The 18,866-nt window shown below is 62.7% G+C and carries 16 protein-coding genes, 1 tRNA gene and 1 riboswitch; of the genes, 13 read left to right on the forward strand and 4 right to left on the reverse strand.

What is annotated here, in order from left to right; translation table 11 throughout:
• Positions 1 to 30: 30 nt before the first annotated feature.
• The 5 genes from nuoL to ACODRW_RS19650 all read left to right on the forward strand — a co-directional run bounded on the left by nuoL (position 31) and on the right by ACODRW_RS19650 (position 5,801).
• Entirely contained in the window at positions 31 to 2,064 is a 2,034-nt protein-coding gene (nuoL, locus tag ACODRW_RS19630) for an NADH-quinone oxidoreductase subunit L (RefSeq protein ID WP_107800398.1), read from the forward strand.
• 40 nt (positions 2,065 to 2,104) lie between these two features.
• Positions 2,105 to 3,601, forward strand: coding sequence for an NADH-quinone oxidoreductase subunit M (locus tag ACODRW_RS19635; RefSeq protein WP_107800397.1), 1,497 nt, complete (start codon positions 2,105 to 2,107; stop codon positions 3,599 to 3,601).
• Between the two features lie 20 nt (positions 3,602 to 3,621).
• Positions 3,622 to 5,076 (forward strand): NADH-quinone oxidoreductase subunit NuoN, encoded by a 1,455-nt coding sequence (gene nuoN / locus ACODRW_RS19640; RefSeq protein WP_048413409.1) that lies wholly within the window; start codon positions 3,622 to 3,624, stop codon positions 5,074 to 5,076.
• 12 nt (positions 5,077 to 5,088) lie between these two features.
• Positions 5,089 to 5,382, forward strand: a complete 294-nt coding sequence (locus ACODRW_RS19645; RefSeq protein ID WP_107800396.1) for a DUF2818 family protein — start codon at positions 5,089 to 5,091, stop codon at positions 5,380 to 5,382.
• A 119-nt stretch (positions 5,383 to 5,501) separates the two neighbouring features.
• Positions 5,502 to 5,801, forward strand: a complete 300-nt coding sequence (locus ACODRW_RS19650) for a putative quinol monooxygenase (RefSeq protein ID WP_488906502.1) — start codon at positions 5,502 to 5,504, stop codon at positions 5,799 to 5,801.
• A 180-nt stretch (positions 5,802 to 5,981) separates the two neighbouring features.
• On the opposite strand, the gene ACODRW_RS19655 is transcribed toward ACODRW_RS19650, so the two are convergent.
• Positions 5,982 to 6,848, reverse strand: a complete 867-nt coding sequence (locus tag ACODRW_RS19655) for a lipid A biosynthesis lauroyl acyltransferase (RefSeq protein ID WP_227104745.1) — start codon at positions 6,846 to 6,848, stop codon at positions 5,982 to 5,984.
• Between the two features lie 170 nt (positions 6,849 to 7,018).
• Complete coding sequence (locus tag ACODRW_RS19660) at positions 7,019 to 7,900, reverse strand: lysophospholipid acyltransferase family protein (RefSeq protein WP_107800393.1); 882 nt, start codon at positions 7,898 to 7,900, stop codon at positions 7,019 to 7,021.
• Between the two features lie 76 nt (positions 7,901 to 7,976).
• Between ACODRW_RS19660 and metK the strand changes: the two genes are divergently transcribed.
• Entirely contained in the window at positions 7,977 to 9,146 is a 1,170-nt protein-coding gene (metK, locus tag ACODRW_RS19665; RefSeq protein ID WP_107800392.1) for a methionine adenosyltransferase, read from the forward strand.
• Between the two features lie 60 nt (positions 9,147 to 9,206).
• On the opposite strand, the gene ACODRW_RS19670 is transcribed toward metK, so the two are convergent.
• The gene (locus tag ACODRW_RS19670) at positions 9,207 to 10,844 is read right to left on the reverse strand and encodes a histidine kinase N-terminal 7TM domain-containing diguanylate cyclase (RefSeq protein WP_488906503.1); all 1,638 of its coding nucleotides are present in this window, start codon (positions 10,842 to 10,844) and stop codon (positions 9,207 to 9,209) included.
• Between the two features lie 79 nt (positions 10,845 to 10,923).
• A riboswitch (S-adenosyl-L-homocysteine riboswitch) is annotated at positions 10,924 to 10,997 on the forward strand.
• A gap of 62 nt (positions 10,998 to 11,059) precedes the next feature.
• Between ACODRW_RS19670 and ahcY the strand changes: the two genes are divergently transcribed.
• Both ahcY and metF read left to right on the forward strand, forming a co-directional pair.
• Positions 11,060 to 12,469, forward strand: coding sequence for an adenosylhomocysteinase (gene ahcY, locus ACODRW_RS19675; protein WP_199225919.1), 1,410 nt, complete (start codon positions 11,060 to 11,062; stop codon positions 12,467 to 12,469).
• 129 nt (positions 12,470 to 12,598) lie between these two features.
• A complete protein-coding gene (gene metF, locus ACODRW_RS19680; RefSeq protein WP_107800389.1) occupies positions 12,599 to 13,435 on the forward strand; it encodes a methylenetetrahydrofolate reductase [NAD(P)H] in 837 nt (278 codons plus the stop codon).
• An 84-nt stretch (positions 13,436 to 13,519) separates the two neighbouring features.
• Here metF and ACODRW_RS19685 read toward each other — a convergent pair whose 3' ends face one another.
• Complete coding sequence (locus ACODRW_RS19685) at positions 13,520 to 14,005, reverse strand: Lrp/AsnC family transcriptional regulator (RefSeq protein ID WP_107800388.1); 486 nt, start codon at positions 14,003 to 14,005, stop codon at positions 13,520 to 13,522.
• A 483-nt stretch (positions 14,006 to 14,488) separates the two neighbouring features.
• Here ACODRW_RS19685 and hppD point away from each other — a divergent pair, with 483 nt between their 5' ends.
• The 5 genes from hppD to ACODRW_RS19710 all read left to right on the forward strand — a co-directional run bounded on the left by hppD (position 14,489) and on the right by ACODRW_RS19710 (position 18,785).
• A complete protein-coding gene (gene hppD, locus ACODRW_RS19690; protein ID WP_107800387.1) occupies positions 14,489 to 15,562 on the forward strand; it encodes a 4-hydroxyphenylpyruvate dioxygenase in 1,074 nt (357 codons plus the stop codon).
• Positions 15,563 to 15,620: 58 nt separating this feature from the next.
• On the forward strand, positions 15,621 to 16,751 hold the full coding sequence (locus ACODRW_RS19695; protein ID WP_253314542.1) for a homogentisate 1,2-dioxygenase: 1,131 nt from the start codon (positions 15,621 to 15,623) through the stop codon (positions 16,749 to 16,751).
• Between the two features lie 185 nt (positions 16,752 to 16,936).
• The gene (locus tag ACODRW_RS19700) at positions 16,937 to 17,920 is read left to right on the forward strand and encodes a fumarylacetoacetate hydrolase family protein (RefSeq protein ID WP_488906504.1); all 984 of its coding nucleotides are present in this window, start codon (positions 16,937 to 16,939) and stop codon (positions 17,918 to 17,920) included.
• Positions 17,913 to 18,557 (forward strand): maleylacetoacetate isomerase, encoded by a 645-nt coding sequence (gene maiA / locus ACODRW_RS19705; protein ID WP_227104737.1) that lies wholly within the window; start codon positions 17,913 to 17,915, stop codon positions 18,555 to 18,557. Before ACODRW_RS19700 ends, maiA begins: the two co-directional genes overlap by 8 nt.
• Positions 18,558 to 18,709: 152 nt before the next feature.
• Positions 18,710 to 18,785, forward strand: a tRNA-Phe gene (locus tag ACODRW_RS19710).
• Positions 18,786 to 18,866: the final 81 nt, after the last annotated feature.

Here is an 18,866-nt window from a genome sequence, read left to right on the forward strand (position 1 = left end):
CAAACCGGAACCTACACAAAGCACACAAGCATGGATATGAAGAGCTTATACCTGCTGATTGCACTCGCCCCGCTGGCGGGTTCCATCATTGCAGGCCTATTTGGATGGGCCATCGGCCGGCGCGCTTCGCACGTCGTGACGATAGCCGGCGTGGCGCTGTCCGCCGCGCTGTCGCTCAAGGTGCTTCACGCCTTCCTGACCGGGCAGGCTGAAGTGTTCAACGGTCCGGTTTACACCTGGCTGACGGTGGGAGGCTACGAATTCTCCGTAGGCTTCCTGGTGGATTCGCTGACCGCGATGATGCTGGTGGTGGTGACCAGCGTGTCGCTGATGGTGCACATTTACACCATCGGCTACATGCAGGAAGACCCGGGCTATCAGCGTTTCTTCAGCTATATCTCGCTGTTTACCTTCTCGATGCTGATGCTGGTGATGAGCAACAACTTCATCCAGCTGTTCTTCGGTTGGGAAGCGGTGGGCCTGGTGTCCTATCTGCTGATCGGCTTCTGGTTCAAGCGTCCGACCGCGATCTACGCCAACCTGAAGGCTTTCCTGGTCAACCGCGTCGGCGACTTCGGCTTTCTGCTGGGCATCGGCCTGGTGCTGGCCTACTTCGGCGGCTCGCTGAACTACAGCGATGTGTTCGCCGCCGCTCCGGCGCTGGCTAACAAGACCATCAGCCTGATTCCGGGCACCGAATGGTCGCTGCTGAGCGTGACCTGCATCCTGTTGTTCATCGGCGCGATGGGCAAATCGGCGCAGTTCCCGCTGCACGTCTGGCTGCCGGACTCGATGGAAGGCCCGACGCCGATTTCGGCGCTGATCCACGCGGCCACGATGGTGACCGCCGGCATCTTCATGGTGTCGCGTATGAGCCCGCTGTTCGAACTGTCCGACACCGCGCTGAACGTGATCATGGTCGCCGGTTCCATCACCGCGCTGTTCATGGGCTTCCTCGGCGTGGTCCAGAACGACATCAAGCGCGTGGTGGCTTACTCCACGCTGTCGCAGCTGGGCTATATGACCGTGGCGCTGGGCGCCTCGGCCTACTCGGTGGCGATGTTCCACGTGATGACCCACGCCTTCTTCAAGGCGCTGCTGTTCCTGGCGGCGGGCTCGGTGATCATCGGCATGCATCACGATCAGGACATGCGCAATATGGGCGGCCTGCGCAAGTACATGCCCATCACCTGGCTGACTTCGCTGCTGGGTTCGCTGGCCTTGATCGGCACGCCGTTCTTCTCCGGCTTCTACTCCAAGGACTCCATCATCGAGGCGGTGCACGCGTCCAATCTGTCCGCGGCCGGTTTCGCCTACTTCGCGGTGATCGCCGGCGTGTTCGTCACCGCCTTCTACTCCTTCCGCATGTACTTCCTGGTTTTCCACGGCAAGGAACGCTGGATGGAGAAGAAGGACGATCATCACGATCACGGCCATGACGATCACGACCATCACCATGGTCTGGGTCCGAACGACAAGCCGCACGAGTCTCCGTGGGTGGTGACCCTGCCGCTGGTGCTGCTGGCGATTCCGTCGGTGCTGGTCGGTTACTTCGCGATCGAGCCGCTGCTGTACGGCGACTTCTTCAAGGGCGTGATCGCCGTCAACCACGAACTGCATCCGGCGATGGAAGAGATCGCCCGCGAGTTCCACGGCGCCGCCGCCATGGGCGTGCATTCCTTGAGCACGCTGCCGCTGTGGCTGGCCTTGGCCGGCGTGGCCACCGCCTGGTTCTTCTACATGAAGGCGCCGCAGATTCCGGCCGCCATCAAGCAGAAGTTCAGCCTGGTGAACAAGATTCTGGAAAACAAGTACTACCTGGACGAGATCTATTTCGCCGTGTTCGCCAAGGGCTCGCGCGCTCTGGGCACCTTCTTCTGGAAGGTGGGCGACATGTTGCTGATCGACGGCCTGTTGGTGAACGGCACCGCCAAGCTGGTGGCGACTTTCTCCGGCTTCATCCGCCGCGCTCAGACCGGTTTCATCTACAGCTACGCCACCGCGATGATCATCGGGGTGCTGGCGCTGATGACGATGTGGTTCTGGCAACTGATCTGGCGTTGAGCCCGGGCTCCGGGATTGGAATAACAACTTGGGTTTGACTATGTTCACAAATCTATTGTCTCTGGTGATCTGGACCCCTATCGCGGCCGGGTTGCTGGTGCTGGCTACGGGGGGCGATCAGCGCGCGTCGCTGGCGCGCTGGCTGGCCGCGGCGGGAGCCCTGGCGGGCTTCCTGCTGTCGCTGCCGCTGTTCACCGAGTTCAACAACCTCAGCGGCGGCATGCAGTTCGTCGAGATGAAGCCGTGGATCGAATCCCTCGGCATCAACTATCACCTGGGCGTGGACGGCATCTCGATGCTGTTCGTGGTGCTCAACAGCTTCACCACCTTGCTGGTGGTGGTGGCCGGCTGGCAGGTGATCCAGAAGCGCGTGTCGCAGTACATGGCAGCCTTCCTGATCATGTCCGGCCTGATCAACGGCGCCTTCGCCGCGCTGGACGCCATCCTGTTCTATGTCTTCTTCGAAGGCATGCTGATTCCGATGTATCTGATCATCGGCGTCTGGGGCGGCCCGCGTCGCGTGTACGCGTCGATCAAGTTCTTCCTCTACACCTTGCTCGGCTCGCTGCTGATGCTGGTGGCCTTGATCTACCTGTACTTCCAGGCCGGCAAGTCCTTCGACATCCAGGCTTTCCACGACATCGCCAAGATCCCGCTGACGGTGCAGATTCTGCTGTTCGTCGCCTTCTTCCTGTCCTTCGCGGTGAAGGTGCCGATGTGGCCGGTGCACACCTGGCTGCCGGACGCCCACGTGGAAGCGCCGACCGGCGGCTCCATGGTGCTGGCCGCGATCACGCTGAAGATCGGCGCTTACGGCTTCCTGCGGTTCGTGCTGCCCATCCTGCCGGACGCCGCGCGCGAGCTGTCCGGCGTGATGGTGGCGCTGTCGCTGGTGGCGGTGGTCTACATCGGCCTGGTGGCGCTGGTGCAGTCCGACATGAAAAAGCTGGTGGCTTATTCCTCCATCTCGCACATGGGCTTCGTCACCCTGGGCCTGTTCCTGTTCACCGGTTCCGAACTGAACCAGTGGGCGGTTGAAGGCGCGTTGGTGCAGATGGTGTCCCACGGCTTCGTCTCCGCCGCGATGTTCTTCTGCATCGGCGTGATGTACGACCGCGTGCACAGCCGCAACATCGCCGACTACGGCGGCGTGGCCAACAAGATGCCCATCTTCGCCGCCTTCATGATGCTGTTCGCGATGGCCAACTCCGGCCTGCCGGCCACCTCCGGCTTCGTCGGCGAGTTCATGGTGATCATGGGCGCGGTGCAGGTGAACTTCTGGTACGCGGTATTGGCCGCCACCACGCTGATCTTCGGCGCCGCTTACACCTTGTGGATGTACAAGCGCGTGATCTTCGGCGAGGTGGGCAACAGCCATGTGGCCGAGCTGTCCGACGTCAACAAGCGCGAGTTCCTGGTGCTGGCCATCCTGGCCATCGCGGTGCTGGGCATGGGCCTGTATCCGCAAGCCTTCGTCGAGAAAATGCACCTGTCGGTCAATGACCTGATCCTGCATGTCTCGCAGAGCAAGCTGTAAGCGCGGAAGGAATGGAAACAATGAATTGGGCTGATCTCAACCTGATACCGGCAATTCCCGAGATGTTCCTCGCCGGCGCGATTCTGTTCGTGCTGATGGCGGACCTGTTCGTTTCGGACGAAAAGCGCGGCATCACCCTGGGCCTGACCCTGCTGAGCCTGTTGGGCGCGGCGGTGGCGCAGGTGATGACTTTCACCGCGCAGCCGGTGGTCACCTTCTCCGGCATGTTCGTCGCCGATCCGATGGGCGGCGTGGTCAAGCTGGCCATGTACGCGGTCACCGCCATCGTGCTGATCTACAGCCGGCAGTACACCGCCGACCGTCAGCTGTTCAAGGGCGAGTACTTCTCGCTGGCCCTGTTCGCGCTCTTGGGCATGAACCTGATGGTGTCGGCCTCGCACTTCCTGACCCTGTACATGGGCCTGGAACTGCTGTCGCTGGCCTTGTACTCGCTGATCGCGCTGCAGCGCGATTCCGTGCAGGCCACCGAGGCGGCGATGAAGTACTTCGTGCTGGGCGCGCTGGCCTCCGGCCTGCTGCTCTACGGCATCTCCATGGTTTACGGCGCCACCGGCTCTCTGGAACTGGCGACGGTCGCCAAGTCCATCGCCGCGCACAAGGCCAACGACGTGTTGCTGGTCTTCGGCCTGGTCTTCATCGTGGCCGGCTTATCCTTCAAGCTGGGCGCGGTGCCGTTCCATATGTGGGTGCCGGACGTTTACCACGGCGCGCCGACTTCGGTGACGCTGATGGTGGGCGCGGCGCCCAAGCTGGCGGCCTTCGTGTTCACGCTGCGCATCCTGGCCCAGGGCCTGGACGCGCTGGTGGCGGACTGGCAGCAGATGCTGGTGATCGTGGCCGCGCTGTCCATGGCCATCGGCAACATCACCGCCATCGTGCAGACCAACATCAAACGGATGCTGGCCTATTCGACGATCTCGCACATGGGCTTCCTGCTCCTGGGCGTGCTGGCCGGCACCAAGGTCGGCTACTCGGCGGCACTGTTCTACGCGCTGAGCTATGTGCTGATGTCGCTGGTCAGCTTCGGCATGCTGCTGGCGCTGTCCCGCGCCGGTTTCGAATGCGAGAAGGTCGACGATCTGAAGGGCCTGAACAGCCGCAACAGCTGGTATGCGCTGCTGATGCTGCTGACCATGTTCTCCATGGCGGGCATCCCGCCGCTGGTGGGCTTCTACGCCAAGTTCGCGGTGATCAAGGCCATCGTCGACATCGGCATGATCAAGCTGGCCATCTTCGCGGTGCTGATGTCGGTGATCGGCGCGTTCTACTACCTGCGCGTGGTGAAGGCGATGTACTTCGACGACGCCGAAGACCGCAGCGACATCGTGGTGCGCGGCGACATGAAACTGGTGCTGTCGCTGAACGCGCTGGCCTTGCTCTTCATCGGCCTGCTGCCGGAACGCGCGATGGAGCTGTGCCTGCAAGTCGTGCGTCAATCGCTCACCGTGATTTAAGGCCTGTCCACCATGCAATCCAGCGTCATCGTTTTGCTGATCGTCGCCCTGGCGGCGGCGAACCTGCCGTTCCTGACCCAGAAAGTGGGCGGAGTGTGGAAAGTGGCCAACAAGCATTTTGGCTGGCGCTTTCTGGAATTGACGGCGCTGTATCTGCTGGTGGGCGGTTTCGCCTACCTGCTGGAAAGCCGGCTGATGCCGGTGCAGTCGCAGAACTGGCAGTTCTACGTGACCACCTTGTCCTTATTCCTGGTGTTCGCGTTTCCGGGCTACGTCTATCGCTATTTCTGGCGGCGACGGGCCTAGCCGGGCTGGGCGGACGCAATATGCGGCGCGGACGGGATCTCCCGTCCGCGCTGTTTTTTTTGGGGAAGGGCGCGGCGGCGTAGCGAGGCCCGCGCGATGAGACGAAGGGAGAGGACGGGATGTTGAAAGTGATTGCTCAGGACTTCATTCAGCAGGACCGCGTGGCCGAGGTGATGCCGCTGTATCGCGAACTGGTGGAGAAGACGCGGCAAGAGCCGGATTGCATCGGCTATGAGCTGTTCATCGATCAGAAAGATCCCGGCCATTTCGTCTTCATCGAGACCTGGCCGGACAGGGAGGCCCTGGATCGGCATTGCCAAACCGAACATTTCCGGCGGCTGGTGCCGCAGATTGACAGCCGGCAGCGACAGGCGGGCACCTTTTTGCTGATGGACGCCTTCGCCGAGGCCGGCAGCTGATTGAAAAAGGCGCCGCGTTGCGGCGCCTTGCTTAGAACGTATTTACGATCTCGCGAGCAAGAGCGAGACAAGGCGAAAATCGTTGAGAAAGCGGAATGGTCAAGCGGTACATGAGCATTTCGAAGCGGGCACTCATCGCACAATGTCTCTACCGACGCGCAGCAGATCGTAAACAGGTTTTTAGTAAAAGCGGGCCTCGCCCTGCGGCCGGCTCTTGAAGCGCTTGTGCAGCCAGAAGTACTGGTCCGGGATTTCGCGGACGCGCTGCTCCAGGAAGGCGTTCATGCGGCGGGTGTCGGCCTCGACGTCTTCGCTCGGGTAGTCGTCCCACGGCGGGTAGAACTCCAGCTCGAAGCGGTCGCCGACGCGGCGGGCGATGGCCGGCACCACCTTGGCGCGCGCCAGCTTGCTGATGCGGGACAGGCCGGTGATGGTGGCGGCCTTGACGCCGAAGAAGTCGACGAAGACCGAGTCGCGCACGCCGAAGTCCTGGTCCGGCAGATAGAGGAAGGGCGCGTGGTCCTTGCGCATCGCCTTGATGATGGGGCGCAGGCCCTCCTGGCGGGACACGATGTAGGCGTTGTCGTAACGCTGGCGGCCCTGATAGATCTGGCGGTCCAGCGCCTCGTTCTTCTGGTGGGAGTAGACGCTGACCAGCGGGATGTGCTGGTTCAGCGAATACACGCACATTTCAAAGCCGATGAAGTGCGGGTAGAACAGAATCACGTCTTCGCCGCGTTCGCGCAGCTCGGTGACGTAGTGCAGGTTCTTGATCTCGACCAGCTTGTCGATGCGCGCGGCCGAACTCCACCAGACCACGCCGTACTCCAGCACCATGCGTATCATGTGCTGGAAATTGCGGCGGATCAGCCGGCGGCGTTCCGCCACCGGCTTCTCGGGAAAGCATAGCCTCAGATTGATCATGCCGACGCGGCGGCGGTCGCGCGCCAGACAGTAGGCGACATTGCCCAGGCCGCGGGCCAGCAGGCCGATCGCCCACATCGGCAGCAGGCGGATGAGCCATAGCAGGGCAAAAGCGAATTTCATAGATTTCCTTGTTGGGATGCTCGACAAACCGACTGCGCGGCTCGATAGCTGCGTTGCTCCGTGAGCGCTCCCTCGCTGTACTGTTTGTACTATCTCGGTCGCTGTGCGCCAATGTCCAACGGGGGCGCCTTGCTCTCAAGCCGCTCGTGACGGTTTGTCTTGGATCCCTGTTATTGCGCGTCCGGCCGGCTGACGCCGGGCGGACATTTATAGCGGTTATAGCTCCACAGATATTGGCTGGGGAAGCGGCGGATCAGCGCTTCCACCTGGGCGTTGAGCTGGGCGGCGTCCTGTTCCTTGTCGCCGCTGAAGGCTTGCGCCGGCGGTTCGATGTGGACGCGGAAGCCCTGGCCGCCCGGCAGGCGCTCGCCGACGAAGAACAAGGTCTCCACGCCGCTGATCTGCGCCAGACGCGGCACCAGGGTCATGGTGTAGGCCGGGCGTTCGAAGAACGGCGCCCACACGCCCTCGCCGTTGCCGGGCACCTGGTCCGGCAGGATGATGGTGGCTTCGCCGGACTTCAGCGCCTTCATCAGCACGCGCACGCCGGCGCCGGTGGCCGGCGCGGTCTTGCCCTTGCCGCGGGCGCGGCCGGCCTGCATCACCGGTTCCAGCCAAGCCATCTTGGGCGGGCGGTACATCGCGGTCAGCGGAAACGGCAGCCGCGAGCTGATGTAGCGGCCGGCGATGTCATAGCTGCCCAGATGCGGGGTGACGAAGACGATGCCGTGGCCCTTGGCCAGCGCCGCCTCGACGTGCTCCCAGCCGGAGCAGGATTGGACCATGGCGGCGATGTCGTCCGGCTCGCGGCACCAGGCGATGGCCAGTTCCAGCGCGCCCTTGCCGGTTTCCGCGGCGCTTTGTTTGACTAAACGCGGTAAAAGCTGATAATTTCCACAGATTTTACTAGAACTTAGGTTCTCCCGGAGCCGTGCTCTGTAGCGGGGGGACGCATGATAAGTCAGTCGTCCAAGAACGGCACCTAGGCCTTGTAGCCAGGATAAAGGCAGGTGCGCCAGGAAAGACAGCAATAAATGGACTAGCTTAGACATATGAAGCTCAGTCTTGGTCTTAAAGCGACCTATTTTATCATCACAAGGTTTTGCATTTTTCGGGAACGAATAATAAATGAGCGAATATCTGTTTACATCTGAGTCGGTGTCGGAAGGACACCCGGACAAAGTCGCCGATCAGATCTCCGACGCCATCCTCGACGCCATCTTGCGCGAGGACAAGCACGCGCGCGTCGCCGCCGAGACCCTGGTGAACACCGGCCTGGTGGTGTTGGCCGGCGAAATCACCACCAGCGCCAATATCGATTACATCAAGATCGCCCGCGAAACCATCAAGCGCATCGGTTACGACGATTCCGCGCTGGGCTTCGATTTCCGCGGTTGCGCGGTGATGGCTTGCTACGACAAGCAGTCGCAGGACATCGCCCAGGGCGTCAACGAAGGCGAAGGCCTGGATCTGAACCAGGGCGCCGGCGACCAGGGCCTGATGTTCGGCTACGCCTGCGACGAGACCCCGACGCTGATGCCGTTCCCGATCTACTACGCGCATCGTCTGGTGCAGCGTCAGGCCGAGTTGCGCAAGGACGGCCGCCTGCCGTGGCTGCGCCCGGACGCCAAGAGCCAGATCACTTGCGTCTACGACGGCGCCACCGGCCTGCCCAAGCGCATCGACACCGTGGTGCTGTCCACCCAGCATACCCCCGAGATCGATCACAAGACGCTGACCGAGGCGGTGATCGAGGACATCATCAAGCCGGTGCTGCCGCCGGATATGATCACGCCGGAAACCAAATTCCTGATCAACCCGACCGGCCGCTTCGTGATTGGCGGCCCGATGGGCGATTGCGGTCTGACCGGCCGCAAGATCATCGTCGACACCTACGGCGGCGCGGCGCCGCACGGCGGCGGCGCTTTCTCCGGCAAGGATCCGTCCAAAGTGGACCGTTCCGCCGCCTACGCCGGCCGCTACGTGGCGAAGAACATCGTCGCCGCCGGCCTGGCGCGCCAGTGCCAGATCCAGGTTTCCTACGCCATCGGCGTGGCCGAGCCGACCTCGATCGCGGTGGACACCTTCGGCACCAACTCGATTCCGAACGAGAAGATCGTCGAGCTGGTGAAAAAGCATTTCGATCTGCGCCCGAAAGGCATCATCCAGATGCTGGACCTGCTGCGCCCGATCTACAGCAAGACCGCCGCTTACGGCCACTTCGGCCGCGAAGAGCCGGAATTCAGCTGGGAGCGCACCGACAAGGTGGAAGCGCTGCGCGCCGACGCCGGTCTGTAAACCGCGCTCGGCTTCGCGCCAAGAAACGCCTGTCCACGGACAGGCGTTTTTTGTGTCTTGTTAGAGGGCCGCGCTCAGGCGGCAGGCGTTCTTGCCGCCGGCCTTGACCGCGTACAAAGCCCGGTCCGCGGCCTGGTACAGGGCGGCCGGGCTGTCCGCGTGCACGGGGAAGGCGGCCAGACCGCAGGAGAAGGTGGCGCAGAAACTGTCGTCGCCGGCGCCGTGGGGCTGACGGGCGAAGGCTTGCCGCCAGCGCTCGGCGCGTTCCCAGGCCTGGGACGGCGAGCAGCCGGGCATCAGCACCAGAAACTCCTCCCCGCCCAGGCGGCAGAGGATGTCGCCGCCGCGGCCGTCTTCGGCCAGCAGCGCGGACAGACGGCGCAAGACCTCGTCGCCGAAGTAATGACCGAAGCTGTCGTTGATGCGCTTGAAATCGTCCAGATCGATCAGCGCGATGCTGAGCGGCGCGCCCTCGCTGCGCGCGCGGCTCAGTTCGCGGGCGAAGGTATCGTCCAGATAGCGACGGTTGTACAAACCGGTCAGCGGATCGCGCAAGGCCTGCTCGCGCAGCGCCGCCTGCAGCGCTTCGATTTCGGCGATGCGCAGGGCCAAGGTCTGATTGGCGCCGCGCAGCGCCTCCTCGGCCCGGCGCCGCTCGGTGATGTCGCGGGCCACCAGCATGCGGCTGGAGTGAGGCTGAGGCTGCTGGGCGATCGGATACACGCGCAGGTCCAGGATGCGCGCGCCGTCTTGCAAGGACAGCTCCAGGGATTGCTCCCGGCCGCGCAGGATCTGCTCCCGCGGCCAGTCCGTCGGCAAGGGCTGGCCCAGCAATTGACGGCCGGGCCGGCCCAGCAGCCGCGCGGCGGCCGGATTGAGGTCCAGGATGCGCAGCTCGTCGTCCACCACCAGCACCCCGTCGCCCATGGCTTCGAAGGAGCGCGCGCGCGCCACCGGCACCAGATAGAGCAGGCGCAGGTAGAGCAGGTCCAGCGCGAACACCAGGCCGGTGACGGTGAAGGCGAGCGGCGTCGGATCCAGGCCCTGCAAGGGCATGGCGCCGCTCAGGTAAAGGATGTTGCCCAGCCAGGGCGCGCAGGCGCTGGCCATCAGCACGATGGATTGTCCGCGGAAGTGGGCCGGGTAGTAATGCAGCGCGCGGATCAGCATCAGCGAGCCGATCAGCATCATCAGGTAGGAATAGCCGGCGACGCCGATCCAGAACGCCGGGCCGTGCCCGTAGATCAGCAGATTGTAGCCGGAGGGGCTGGGCCGGTAGCCGGTCCACACCAATTGGTGGCTTTCGTTGCTGAACGCCAGCAGCAGGCAGAGCAAGGGCAGGGCGAACAGCGCCGCCAGCCAGCGCCGGCTCAGCTGGATGCGGTTGTAGTCCAGCGCCAGCAGCAGGAAGAGCACCGGGGTGCTCAGCGTGCCCAGGTACTCCAGCTTGGACCAGGCGATCTTGGCGGACAGGCTGGCGGCGGACAGCTCGCACATCGCGCCGGCGGCCCAGAACGCCACCGAACTCATCAGCAGCGCCAGCCAGCGCACCCCGGGAAACTGGCGGCGATACCAGGCGATGGCGGCGATGGCGGTGGAAATCAGCGCGGCGATCCCGGACAGGGCGGCCAGCGGGGTGAAGTCGAAAGTCATGGGGCGAGGATGAATCGGCAAGCGGCTAGTGTATCTTCTTGGCATGCAGACTCCTACCTTTTCCGAGCGGCATAGGTATAATCGAAACGTCGCCGTCCGCGTGTCCACGCCGCCGGCGGCCGGTCGGCCCGAGGGGCGCTGCGAGGATGATCCATCCCCAGGCTCGGGCCGCTCCCGTTTCAACGGCGCTCACCTGATCAAAACCGTGCCGGGCACGGGAGCGGGTGAGCCGCATCCTGGCCGGCTGCGTGAACTAAGGAATGCTCGCGATGGCTGATTTCACCGATTTTCATGTTGCCGATATCAATCTGTCCGCCTGGGGCCGCAAGGAACTGGCGATTGCCGAAACTGAAATGCCGGGCCTGATGGCCTTGCGTGACGAGCACCGGCACAGCCAGCCGCTGCGCGGCGCGCGCATCGCCGGCAGTCTGCACATGACGATCCAGACCGGGGTCTTGATCGAGACCCTGGTGGCGCTGGGCGCGGAAGTGCGCTGGGCCTCTTGCAATATCTTCTCCACCCAGGACCACGCCGCCGCCGCCATCGCCGCGGCCGGCATCCCGGTATTCGCCTTCAAGGGCGAGAGCCTGGACGAGTACTGGGAGTTCAGTCACAAAATCTTCGAATGGCCGGAGCAGGAGCCCGCCAATATGATTCTGGACGATGGCGGCGACGCCACCTTGCTGCTGATGCTGGGCAGCAAGGCGGAAAGCGATCGCGGCGCGATCAGCCACCCGTCCAACGAGGAAGAGACCGCGCTGTTCGCCGCCATCGCCCGTTATCTGGAAAAAGACCCGCAGTGGTATTCCAAGCGGCTCAAGCACATCAAGGGCGTGACCGAGGAAACCACCACCGGCGTGCACCGGCTCTATCAGCTGGAGAAGGAGGGGCGTTTGCCGTTCCCGGCCTTCAACGTCAACGACTCGGTGACCAAGTCCAAGTTCGACAACCTCTACGGCTGCCGCGAATCGCTGGTGGACGGCATCAAGCGCGCCACCGACGTGATGGTGGCCGGCAAGGTGGCGGTGGTGCTGGGCTACGGCGACGTGGGCAAGGGCTGCGCGCAGAGCTTGCGCGGCCTGGGCGCCACGGTGTGGGTGACCGAAGTGGACCCGATCTGCGCGTTGCAGGCGGCGATGGAAGGCTATCGCGTGGTGCGCATGGACGAAGTGGCCGACCAGGCCGACATCTTCGTCACCGCCACCGGCAATGTCGGCGTGATCACCCACGAACATATGAAGAAGATGCGCAACAACGCCATCGTCTGCAATATCGGCCATTTCGACAGCGAGATCGAAGTCGCCAGCCTGCGCCAGTACCAGTGGGACAATATCAAGCCGCAGGTGGACCACATCATTTTCCCTGACGGCAAGCGAGTGATCCTGTTGGCCGAGGGGCGGCTGGTCAATCTGGGTTGCGCCACCGGCCACCCCAGCTTCGTGATGTCCAACTCCTTCACCAACCAGGTGCTGGCTCAGGTGGAAATCTTCGCTAACGGCCTGCAATACGGCAAACAGGTGTATGTCTTGCCCAAGCATCTGGACGAGAAGGTGGCGCGCCTGCACTTGGGCCGCATCGGCGCCAGACTGACCGAGCTGTCCGACGAACAGGCCGCCTACATCAGCGTGCCCAAGCAAGGTCCATATAAGCCGGATCACTATCGTTATTGATTTTTATAACGATAGAAAAACGGACAGGGCTATTAGAATGGTGCTGTCCGTTTTTTCTTGTCCGCTGCTGCGGATCGCGGCCAACCTATAAAAACAAAGGAGTCTCCCGCAGGGAGATGCAGAGAGATCATGACAGCACAGAGCCGAACCTTCAGTTTCGAATTCTTTCCGCCCAAGACGCCGGAAGGCATCGCCAAGCTGCGCACCACGCGCCAGCAGCTGGCCCAGTTCAAGCCGCAGTTCTTTTCCGTCACCTTCGGCGCCGGCGGTACCACCCGCGACGGCACGCTGGCGACGGTGCTGGAAATCCGCAGCGAAGGCCACGCCGCCGCGCCGCACCTGTCCTGCATCGGCTCCACCCGCGAGAATATCGGCGCCATCCTCAAGGAATACCGCAACAACGGCATCCGCCACATCGTCGCGCTGCGCGGCGACATCCCGTCCGGCATGGTGGCGGCCGGCGAATTCCGCTACGCCAACGAGTTGGTCGAATTCATTCGCGCCGAGCACGGCGACCATTTCCACATCGAGGTGGCCGCCTATCCGGAGTTTCATCCGCAGGCGCGCTCGGCCGAGGACGACATCGGCAACTTCGTGCGCAAGGTCCACGCCGGAGCCAATTCGGCAATGACCCAGTACTTTTTCAACGCCGACGCCTATTTCCGCTTCGTCGACGAGGTTCAGGGCCGGGGAGTGAATATTCCCATCGTGCCGGGCATCATGCCGATCTCCAATTTCGGGCAACTGTGTCGTTTTTCCGACATGTGCGGCGCGGAAGTGCCGCGTTGGCTGCGCCAGCGCATGCAGGCCTATTACGACGACAGCGCGTCCATCCGCGCGCTGGGCCTGGACGTGGTGACCGAGTTGTGCGATCGCTTATTGCAGCACGGCGCGCCGGGTCTGCACTTCTACACGCTGAATCAGGCCGGCTTGGTGTCCACCATTTGGCAGCGGCTAGGTTTGTGAATCGGGACGCGTTCCCATGCAAAACGGCCCGGTATTCCGGGCCGTTCTTTTTCAAATCCGTATGCGGCTCGGGGCCGCGCCGCCTTAAAGACCACGCAGCTGGCCGAGCGGCAGCGAGGTGGTCCGCTTGATCTCCTTGAGCACGAAGCTGGACTTCACATCCGCGACACCGGGGTGTTGCAATAGCTCGTCCATCACGAAGCGCGAAAAGTGCTCCATGTCCTCGAAGTACACCTGCAGCAGATAGTCCATCTCGCCGGTCATCGCAAAGCAATTGATGACCTCCTGCCAGCTTTGCACCGATTCGATGAAGCTTTGCAGATGCGCGTTGCCGCGTTTCTCCAGCGTGACCCTGACCCAGGCTTGCAGGCCCAGGCCGATGCGGGCCGGGTCCAGCAGCGCCACGTATTGGCGGATCACGCCGGATTCCTCCAGCTGCTTTAGGCGACGCAGGCAAGGGGATGGAGACAGGGCCACCCGTTCTGCTAATTCCACATTGGTTAAGCGGCCGTCGTGTTGCAGTTCGGCCAGAATACGCAAGTCTGTCTTATCTAATGTAAGACTTGGCATGTTTTCTCCTAAAAGAGGCAAAATATTAGTGTTTTATACTTAGTTATTACTGGTTTCTTGGTATTTAGCAAGAAAATTGCCCCGTAGTTTCCATAGAATAAAAAGCCTAAAAACGCATTCTACACACGGCGCTAAAAAAGCACCGGGGTTTGTCGAGTGAATAAGACGGCGGAGATAAGATTCACATTCTGAGGAGAAGCTTGTCGTTCGTCGCGGCAAGTCAAACCAGCGCGCGGCAAGCGCCTTTCTCCTCATTCAGTCTTTTCCCTTCCGACTTTTCCACGCGAAGCCAAATGCGTTGCACAGGGCTTTTTACAACATGTCATGACAAGACTATCACAAGACATGTCATCAAAAGCTACTGTTACTTGTTTATAAACAAGCTTGTTGCGCGGAATACCAGATCAAGTCGCCGGTTCAGAGCGGCGCCACGCTCCGCTCGCCGCCCAGCGGCCGCACACTCATCTACAACAGGAGAAACAGATGAAAATGGAAACCATACTGCAAAACCCCCTGGCCACCGACGGCTTTGAATTTGTCGAATACACCGCGCCCAGCGCCGAAGGCCTGGCCAAGCTGAAGGCCTTGTTTCTGTCGCTGGGTTTCAGCGAAGTGGCGCGCCACCGCAGCAAGAACGTCAGCCTGTTCCGCCAGGGCGACATCAATTTCATCTTGAACGGCGAATCGTCGCAGCCGGCCAACGATTTCGGCCACGAGCACGGCCCGTCGGCTTGTGCGATGGCGTGGCGCGTCAAGGACGCGGCCAAGGCCTATGAATACGCGCTGGCCCACGGCGCCAAGAAATACGAGCGCCCGATCGGCTTTATGGAGCTGAATATTCCGGCGGTGGAGGGGATTGGCGGCTCGGCACTGTATTTCGTCGATCGCTACGGTCCGGAACACAGCATCTACGACGTGGACTTCCAGCCGCTGGACGGCGTAGACCAGCATCCGCAAGGCGTGGGCCTGTATGAGATCGATCACCTGACCCACAATGTGTTCCGCGGCAATATGGCCAAGTGGGCGGGCTTCTACACCGATATCGCCAACTTCCGCGAAATCCGTTACTTCGACATCGAGGGCAAGCTCACCGGCCTGGTGTCCCAGGCGATGACCAGCCCCTGCGGCAAAATCCGCATCCCGATCAACGAATCCTCCGACGACAAGAGCCAGATCGAGGAATTCCTGCGCGAATACCATGGCGAGGGCATCCAGCACATCGCGCTGACCACCCGCGACATCTACCGCACCGTGGAAACGCTGAAAGCCGCCGGCACCCGTTTCCTCGACACCCCGGACACCTATTATGAAAAAGTGGACGAGCGGGTGCCGGGCCATGGCGAAGACCTGGCGCGCCTGCACAAAAACCACATCCTGGTGGACGGCGCGCCGGTGGACGGCGCCGGCATCCTGCTGCAGATCTTCACCGAGACCGTGATCGGGCCGATCTTCTTCGAGATCATCCAGCGCAAGGGCAACGAGGGCTTTGGCGAGGGCAACTTCCGCGCCCTGTTCGAGTCGATCGAAGAGGACCAGATCCGCCGCGGCGTCATCTAAAGCCCGCAGTTCATCGATGCCATCCCGCCGCCCAGGCGGCGGGATTGAAGGACACACCATGCGTAAATGGATTCAGTACCCCCACCGCGAAGGCACCGTCTCGCGCCAGGCCCACGCCGATTTCCCGGACACGGCCATCTATGAGCGCGAAGTGGGCCGCAGCGGTTTTTTCGGTCCCGCCACTCATTTGCACCACAAGCATCCGCCCACCGGCTGGAGCGCCTGGGAAGGCCCGTTGCGCCCGCGCGCCTTTGATCTGAACGAACTGCCCAAGAGCGTCGCCGCGCCCTGGGCCGCGCCGCTGGTGCTGCACAACGCGCAATGCAAGCTGCGCATCTGGAGCGTGGATCAGGCGATGACCCAGCTGTTCCGCAACGGCGACGGCGACGACATGCTGTTCATCCACGCCGGCAGCGGCGAGCTGTTCTGCGATTACGGCCACCTGAGCTACCGCGACGGCGACTACATTCTGATGCCGCGCTCCACCAGCTGGCGCATCGAACCGGCCGCGCCCACCACCATGCTGTTGATCGAAGCCAGCAACGGCGCCTACCAATTGCCGGACAAGGGCCTGGTGGGACCGCACGCCATCTTCGACGAGGCGATGCTGGACGTGCCGTCCATCGACGACGCCTTCCGCGCGCAGCAGACCGAGGACGAGTGGCAAGTGGTGATCAAGCGCCGCGGCGCGCTGTCCACCGTGACTTACCCGTTCAATCCGCTGGACGCGATAGGCTGGCACGGCAATCATTCCGTCGCCCGCATCAACTGGCGTGACATCCGGCCGCTGATGAGCCATCGCTACCATCTGCCGCCATCGGCGCACACCACCTTCGTCGCCGACGGCTTTGTGATCTGCACCTTCGTGCCGCGGCCGATCGAATCCGATCCCGGCGCTTTGAAGGTCCCGTTCTATCACAACAACGACGATTACGACGAAGTGATCTTCTATCACGCCGGCGATTTCTTCAGCCGCGACAACATCAAGCCCGGCATGCTGACCTTCCACCCGGCGGGCTTCACTCACGGGCCGCATCCCAAGGCCTTCGCCAAGGCGATGACGGAGCCCAAGACCTTCACCGACGAAGTGGCGGTGATGATAGACACGCGGGACGCCTTGGAGCAGGGGCCGCAGATGCCAGCGGTGGAGTGGACCCAGTATGTGGACAGCTGGAAACCCAAGCCCTGATTGTTTGAGTTCATTTCTACTGCGCAGGCTGATCTCGAAACTGTGATGCGCGCGGTACCATTTGTACCGCTGCGCTTCTCGTTTCGACCTCAGCCCGCTCGCGACGAAATGCTCCTCAAACGAAGCTTTCATGTCATACCCGTATCACTGGAATTTCAGCTGCCCAGCTGCAGAAAGAATAGAAGATGAAACTCGCCACATATCAGAATCAAACCCGCGACGGCCAGTTGTTGGTCGTCAGCCGCGACCTGTCCCGCGCGGTGGCGGTGCCGCAGATCGCCGCCAGTCTGCAACAGGCGCTGGACGGCTGGGACGCGCTGGCGCCGCGGCTGCAGGAGGTCTACGCCGCGCTGAACGCGGGCGAGGTGCCGGGCGCTTTCCCGTTCGAGCCGGAGCGCTGCCACAGCCCGCTGCCGCGCGCCTATCAATGGGCGGACGGCAGCGCCTATCTGAACCATGTCGAGCTGGTGCGCAAGGCGCGCGGCGCCGAGGTGCCGGCCAGCTTTTACCATGACCCGCTGATGTACCAGGGCGGCTCCGACGCCTTCCTGCCGCCGCTGGCGCCCATCCCGCTGCGCGACGAGGCCTGGGGCCTGGACTTCGAGGGCGAGGTGGCGGTGATCACCGGCGACGTGCCGCTGGGCGCGGACGCCGACGCCTGCGCGGGCCAGATCCGCCTGCTGATGCTGGTCAACGACGTCAGCCTGCGCAATCTGATCCCCAACGAGCTGGCCAAGGGCTTCGGCTTCTTCCAGAGCAAGCCGGCCACGGCTTTCTCGCCGGTGGCGGTGAGCCCGGACGAATTGGGCGCCGCCTGGCGCGACGGCAAGGCGCATCTGCCGCTGCTGGTGGAATACAACGGCGCGCCTTACGGCCGTCCCAACGCCGGCGTGGAAATGCAGTTCAGCTTCCCGCAACTGGTGGCGCACGTGGCCAAGACCCGCGAGCTGGCCGCCGGCTCCATCATCGGCTCCGGCACCGTGTCCAATCACGACCGCAGCGTCGGCTCCTGCTGCCTGGCGGAACAGCGGATGATAGAAACCATAGAGAGCGGCGCGCCGACGACTCCGTTCATGAAGGTGGGCGACCGCGTGCGCATCGAGATGAAGGACGCCGCCGGCGCCAGCGTCTTCGGCGCCATCGAGCAGACGGTGGTGAAACATGGTTGAGCGCGTGCTCTACGGTTATTTCCGTTCCAGCGCCGCTTACCGGGTGCGCATCGCGCTGAATCTCAAGGGGCTGGATTACCGCTATCAAGCGGTCAATCTGCTCAAGGGCGAGCAGCGCAGCCCCGAGTATCTGGCCATCAATCCGCAGGGGCTGGTGCCGTTGCTGGACGACGGCGGGGTCAAGATCGCGCAGTCCCTGGCCATTTGCGAATACCTGGACGAGGCCTATCCGGATGCGCCGCGGCTGTTGCCGTCCGCTCCGGCGGCGCGGGCGCGGGTCCGCGCGCTGGCCCTGGCCATCGCCGCCGACATCCATCCCTTGCAGAACACTCGAGTCGGCAAGTATCTTCAGACCGAGTACGGCAAGGACGAAGAGGGCAAGGCGGCGTGGATACGGCACTGGATTCGCACCGGCTTCGACGCGCTGGAGCAAGCGCTGGCGGAATCGCCCAGCCGTTACGCGGCGGGCGAGCAGCCGACGCTGGCCGATGTCTGCCTGTTGCCGCAGGTGTTCAGCGCCCGGCGTTTCGGCCTGGACCTGAGCGCGTATCCGCACATCGTCCGCGTTGCGGACGCGCTGGAGCAACTGCCGGCTTTCGCCGACGCGCATCCATCCCGTCAGCCGGATGCGATCTAAGTCTTTGATCCGGCGGGCCGGTCGTTTCAGAGGGCCCGCCCGCCTGCTTTTCCCGCGCCGCCGCGGTTCGTTTTTTTGCAATTATTCCTTGACTCTGAATTCGTCCTCTGATTAAATGCGTGGCTCTGACGGCGCGACAGCGCAGCAGTGATGGCCAGTTAGCTCAGTTGGTAGAGCAGCGGATTGAAAATCCGCGTGTCCGTGGTTCGATTCCGCGACTGGCCACCATCACCGCCTTAGCTTCAGCACCCGTCGGCCAGTTAGCTCAGTTGGTAGAGCAGCGGATTGAAAATCCGCGTGTCCGTGGTT

The organism is Chromobacterium sp. FG89 (assembly GCF_057808735.1).

Excerpts from the sequence above, each read along its gene's own strand:
- ACODRW_RS19670 (WP_488906503.1), bottom strand. The coding sequence starts at position 10,844 with ATGCCAAGAAGATACACTAGCCGCTTGCCGATTCATCCTCGCCCCATG.
- nuoN (WP_048413409.1), top strand. The coding sequence starts at position 3,622 with ATGAATTGGGCTGATCTCAACCTGATACCGGCAATTCCCGAGATGTTC.
- maiA (WP_227104737.1), top strand. The coding sequence starts at position 17,913 with ATGGTTGAGCGCGTGCTCTACGGTTATTTCCGTTCCAGCGCCGCTTAC.
- metK (WP_107800392.1), top strand. The coding sequence starts at position 7,977 with ATGAGCGAATATCTGTTTACATCTGAGTCGGTGTCGGAAGGACACCCG.
- ACODRW_RS19635 (WP_107800397.1), top strand. The coding sequence starts at position 2,105 with ATGTTCACAAATCTATTGTCTCTGGTGATCTGGACCCCTATCGCGGCC.
- ACODRW_RS19655 (WP_227104745.1), bottom strand. The coding sequence starts at position 6,848 with ATGAAATTCGCTTTTGCCCTGCTATGGCTCATCCGCCTGCTGCCGATG.
- ACODRW_RS19645 (WP_107800396.1), top strand. The coding sequence starts at position 5,089 with ATGCAATCCAGCGTCATCGTTTTGCTGATCGTCGCCCTGGCGGCGGCG.
- ACODRW_RS19650 (WP_488906502.1), top strand. The coding sequence starts at position 5,502 with ATGTTGAAAGTGATTGCTCAGGACTTCATTCAGCAGGACCGCGTGGCC.
- hppD (WP_107800387.1), top strand. The coding sequence starts at position 14,489 with ATGAAAATGGAAACCATACTGCAAAACCCCCTGGCCACCGACGGCTTT.
- ahcY (WP_199225919.1), top strand. The coding sequence starts at position 11,060 with ATGCTCGCGATGGCTGATTTCACCGATTTTCATGTTGCCGATATCAAT.
- ACODRW_RS19685 (WP_107800388.1), bottom strand. The coding sequence starts at position 14,005 with ATGCCAAGTCTTACATTAGATAAGACAGACTTGCGTATTCTGGCCGAA.
- nuoL (WP_107800398.1), top strand. The coding sequence starts at position 31 with ATGGATATGAAGAGCTTATACCTGCTGATTGCACTCGCCCCGCTGGCG.
- ACODRW_RS19700 (WP_488906504.1), top strand. The coding sequence starts at position 16,937 with ATGAAACTCGCCACATATCAGAATCAAACCCGCGACGGCCAGTTGTTG.
- ACODRW_RS19660 (WP_107800393.1), bottom strand. The coding sequence starts at position 7,900 with ATGTCTAAGCTAGTCCATTTATTGCTGTCTTTCCTGGCGCACCTGCCT.
- ACODRW_RS19695 (WP_253314542.1), top strand. The coding sequence starts at position 15,621 with ATGCGTAAATGGATTCAGTACCCCCACCGCGAAGGCACCGTCTCGCGC.
- metF (WP_107800389.1), top strand. The coding sequence starts at position 12,599 with ATGACAGCACAGAGCCGAACCTTCAGTTTCGAATTCTTTCCGCCCAAG.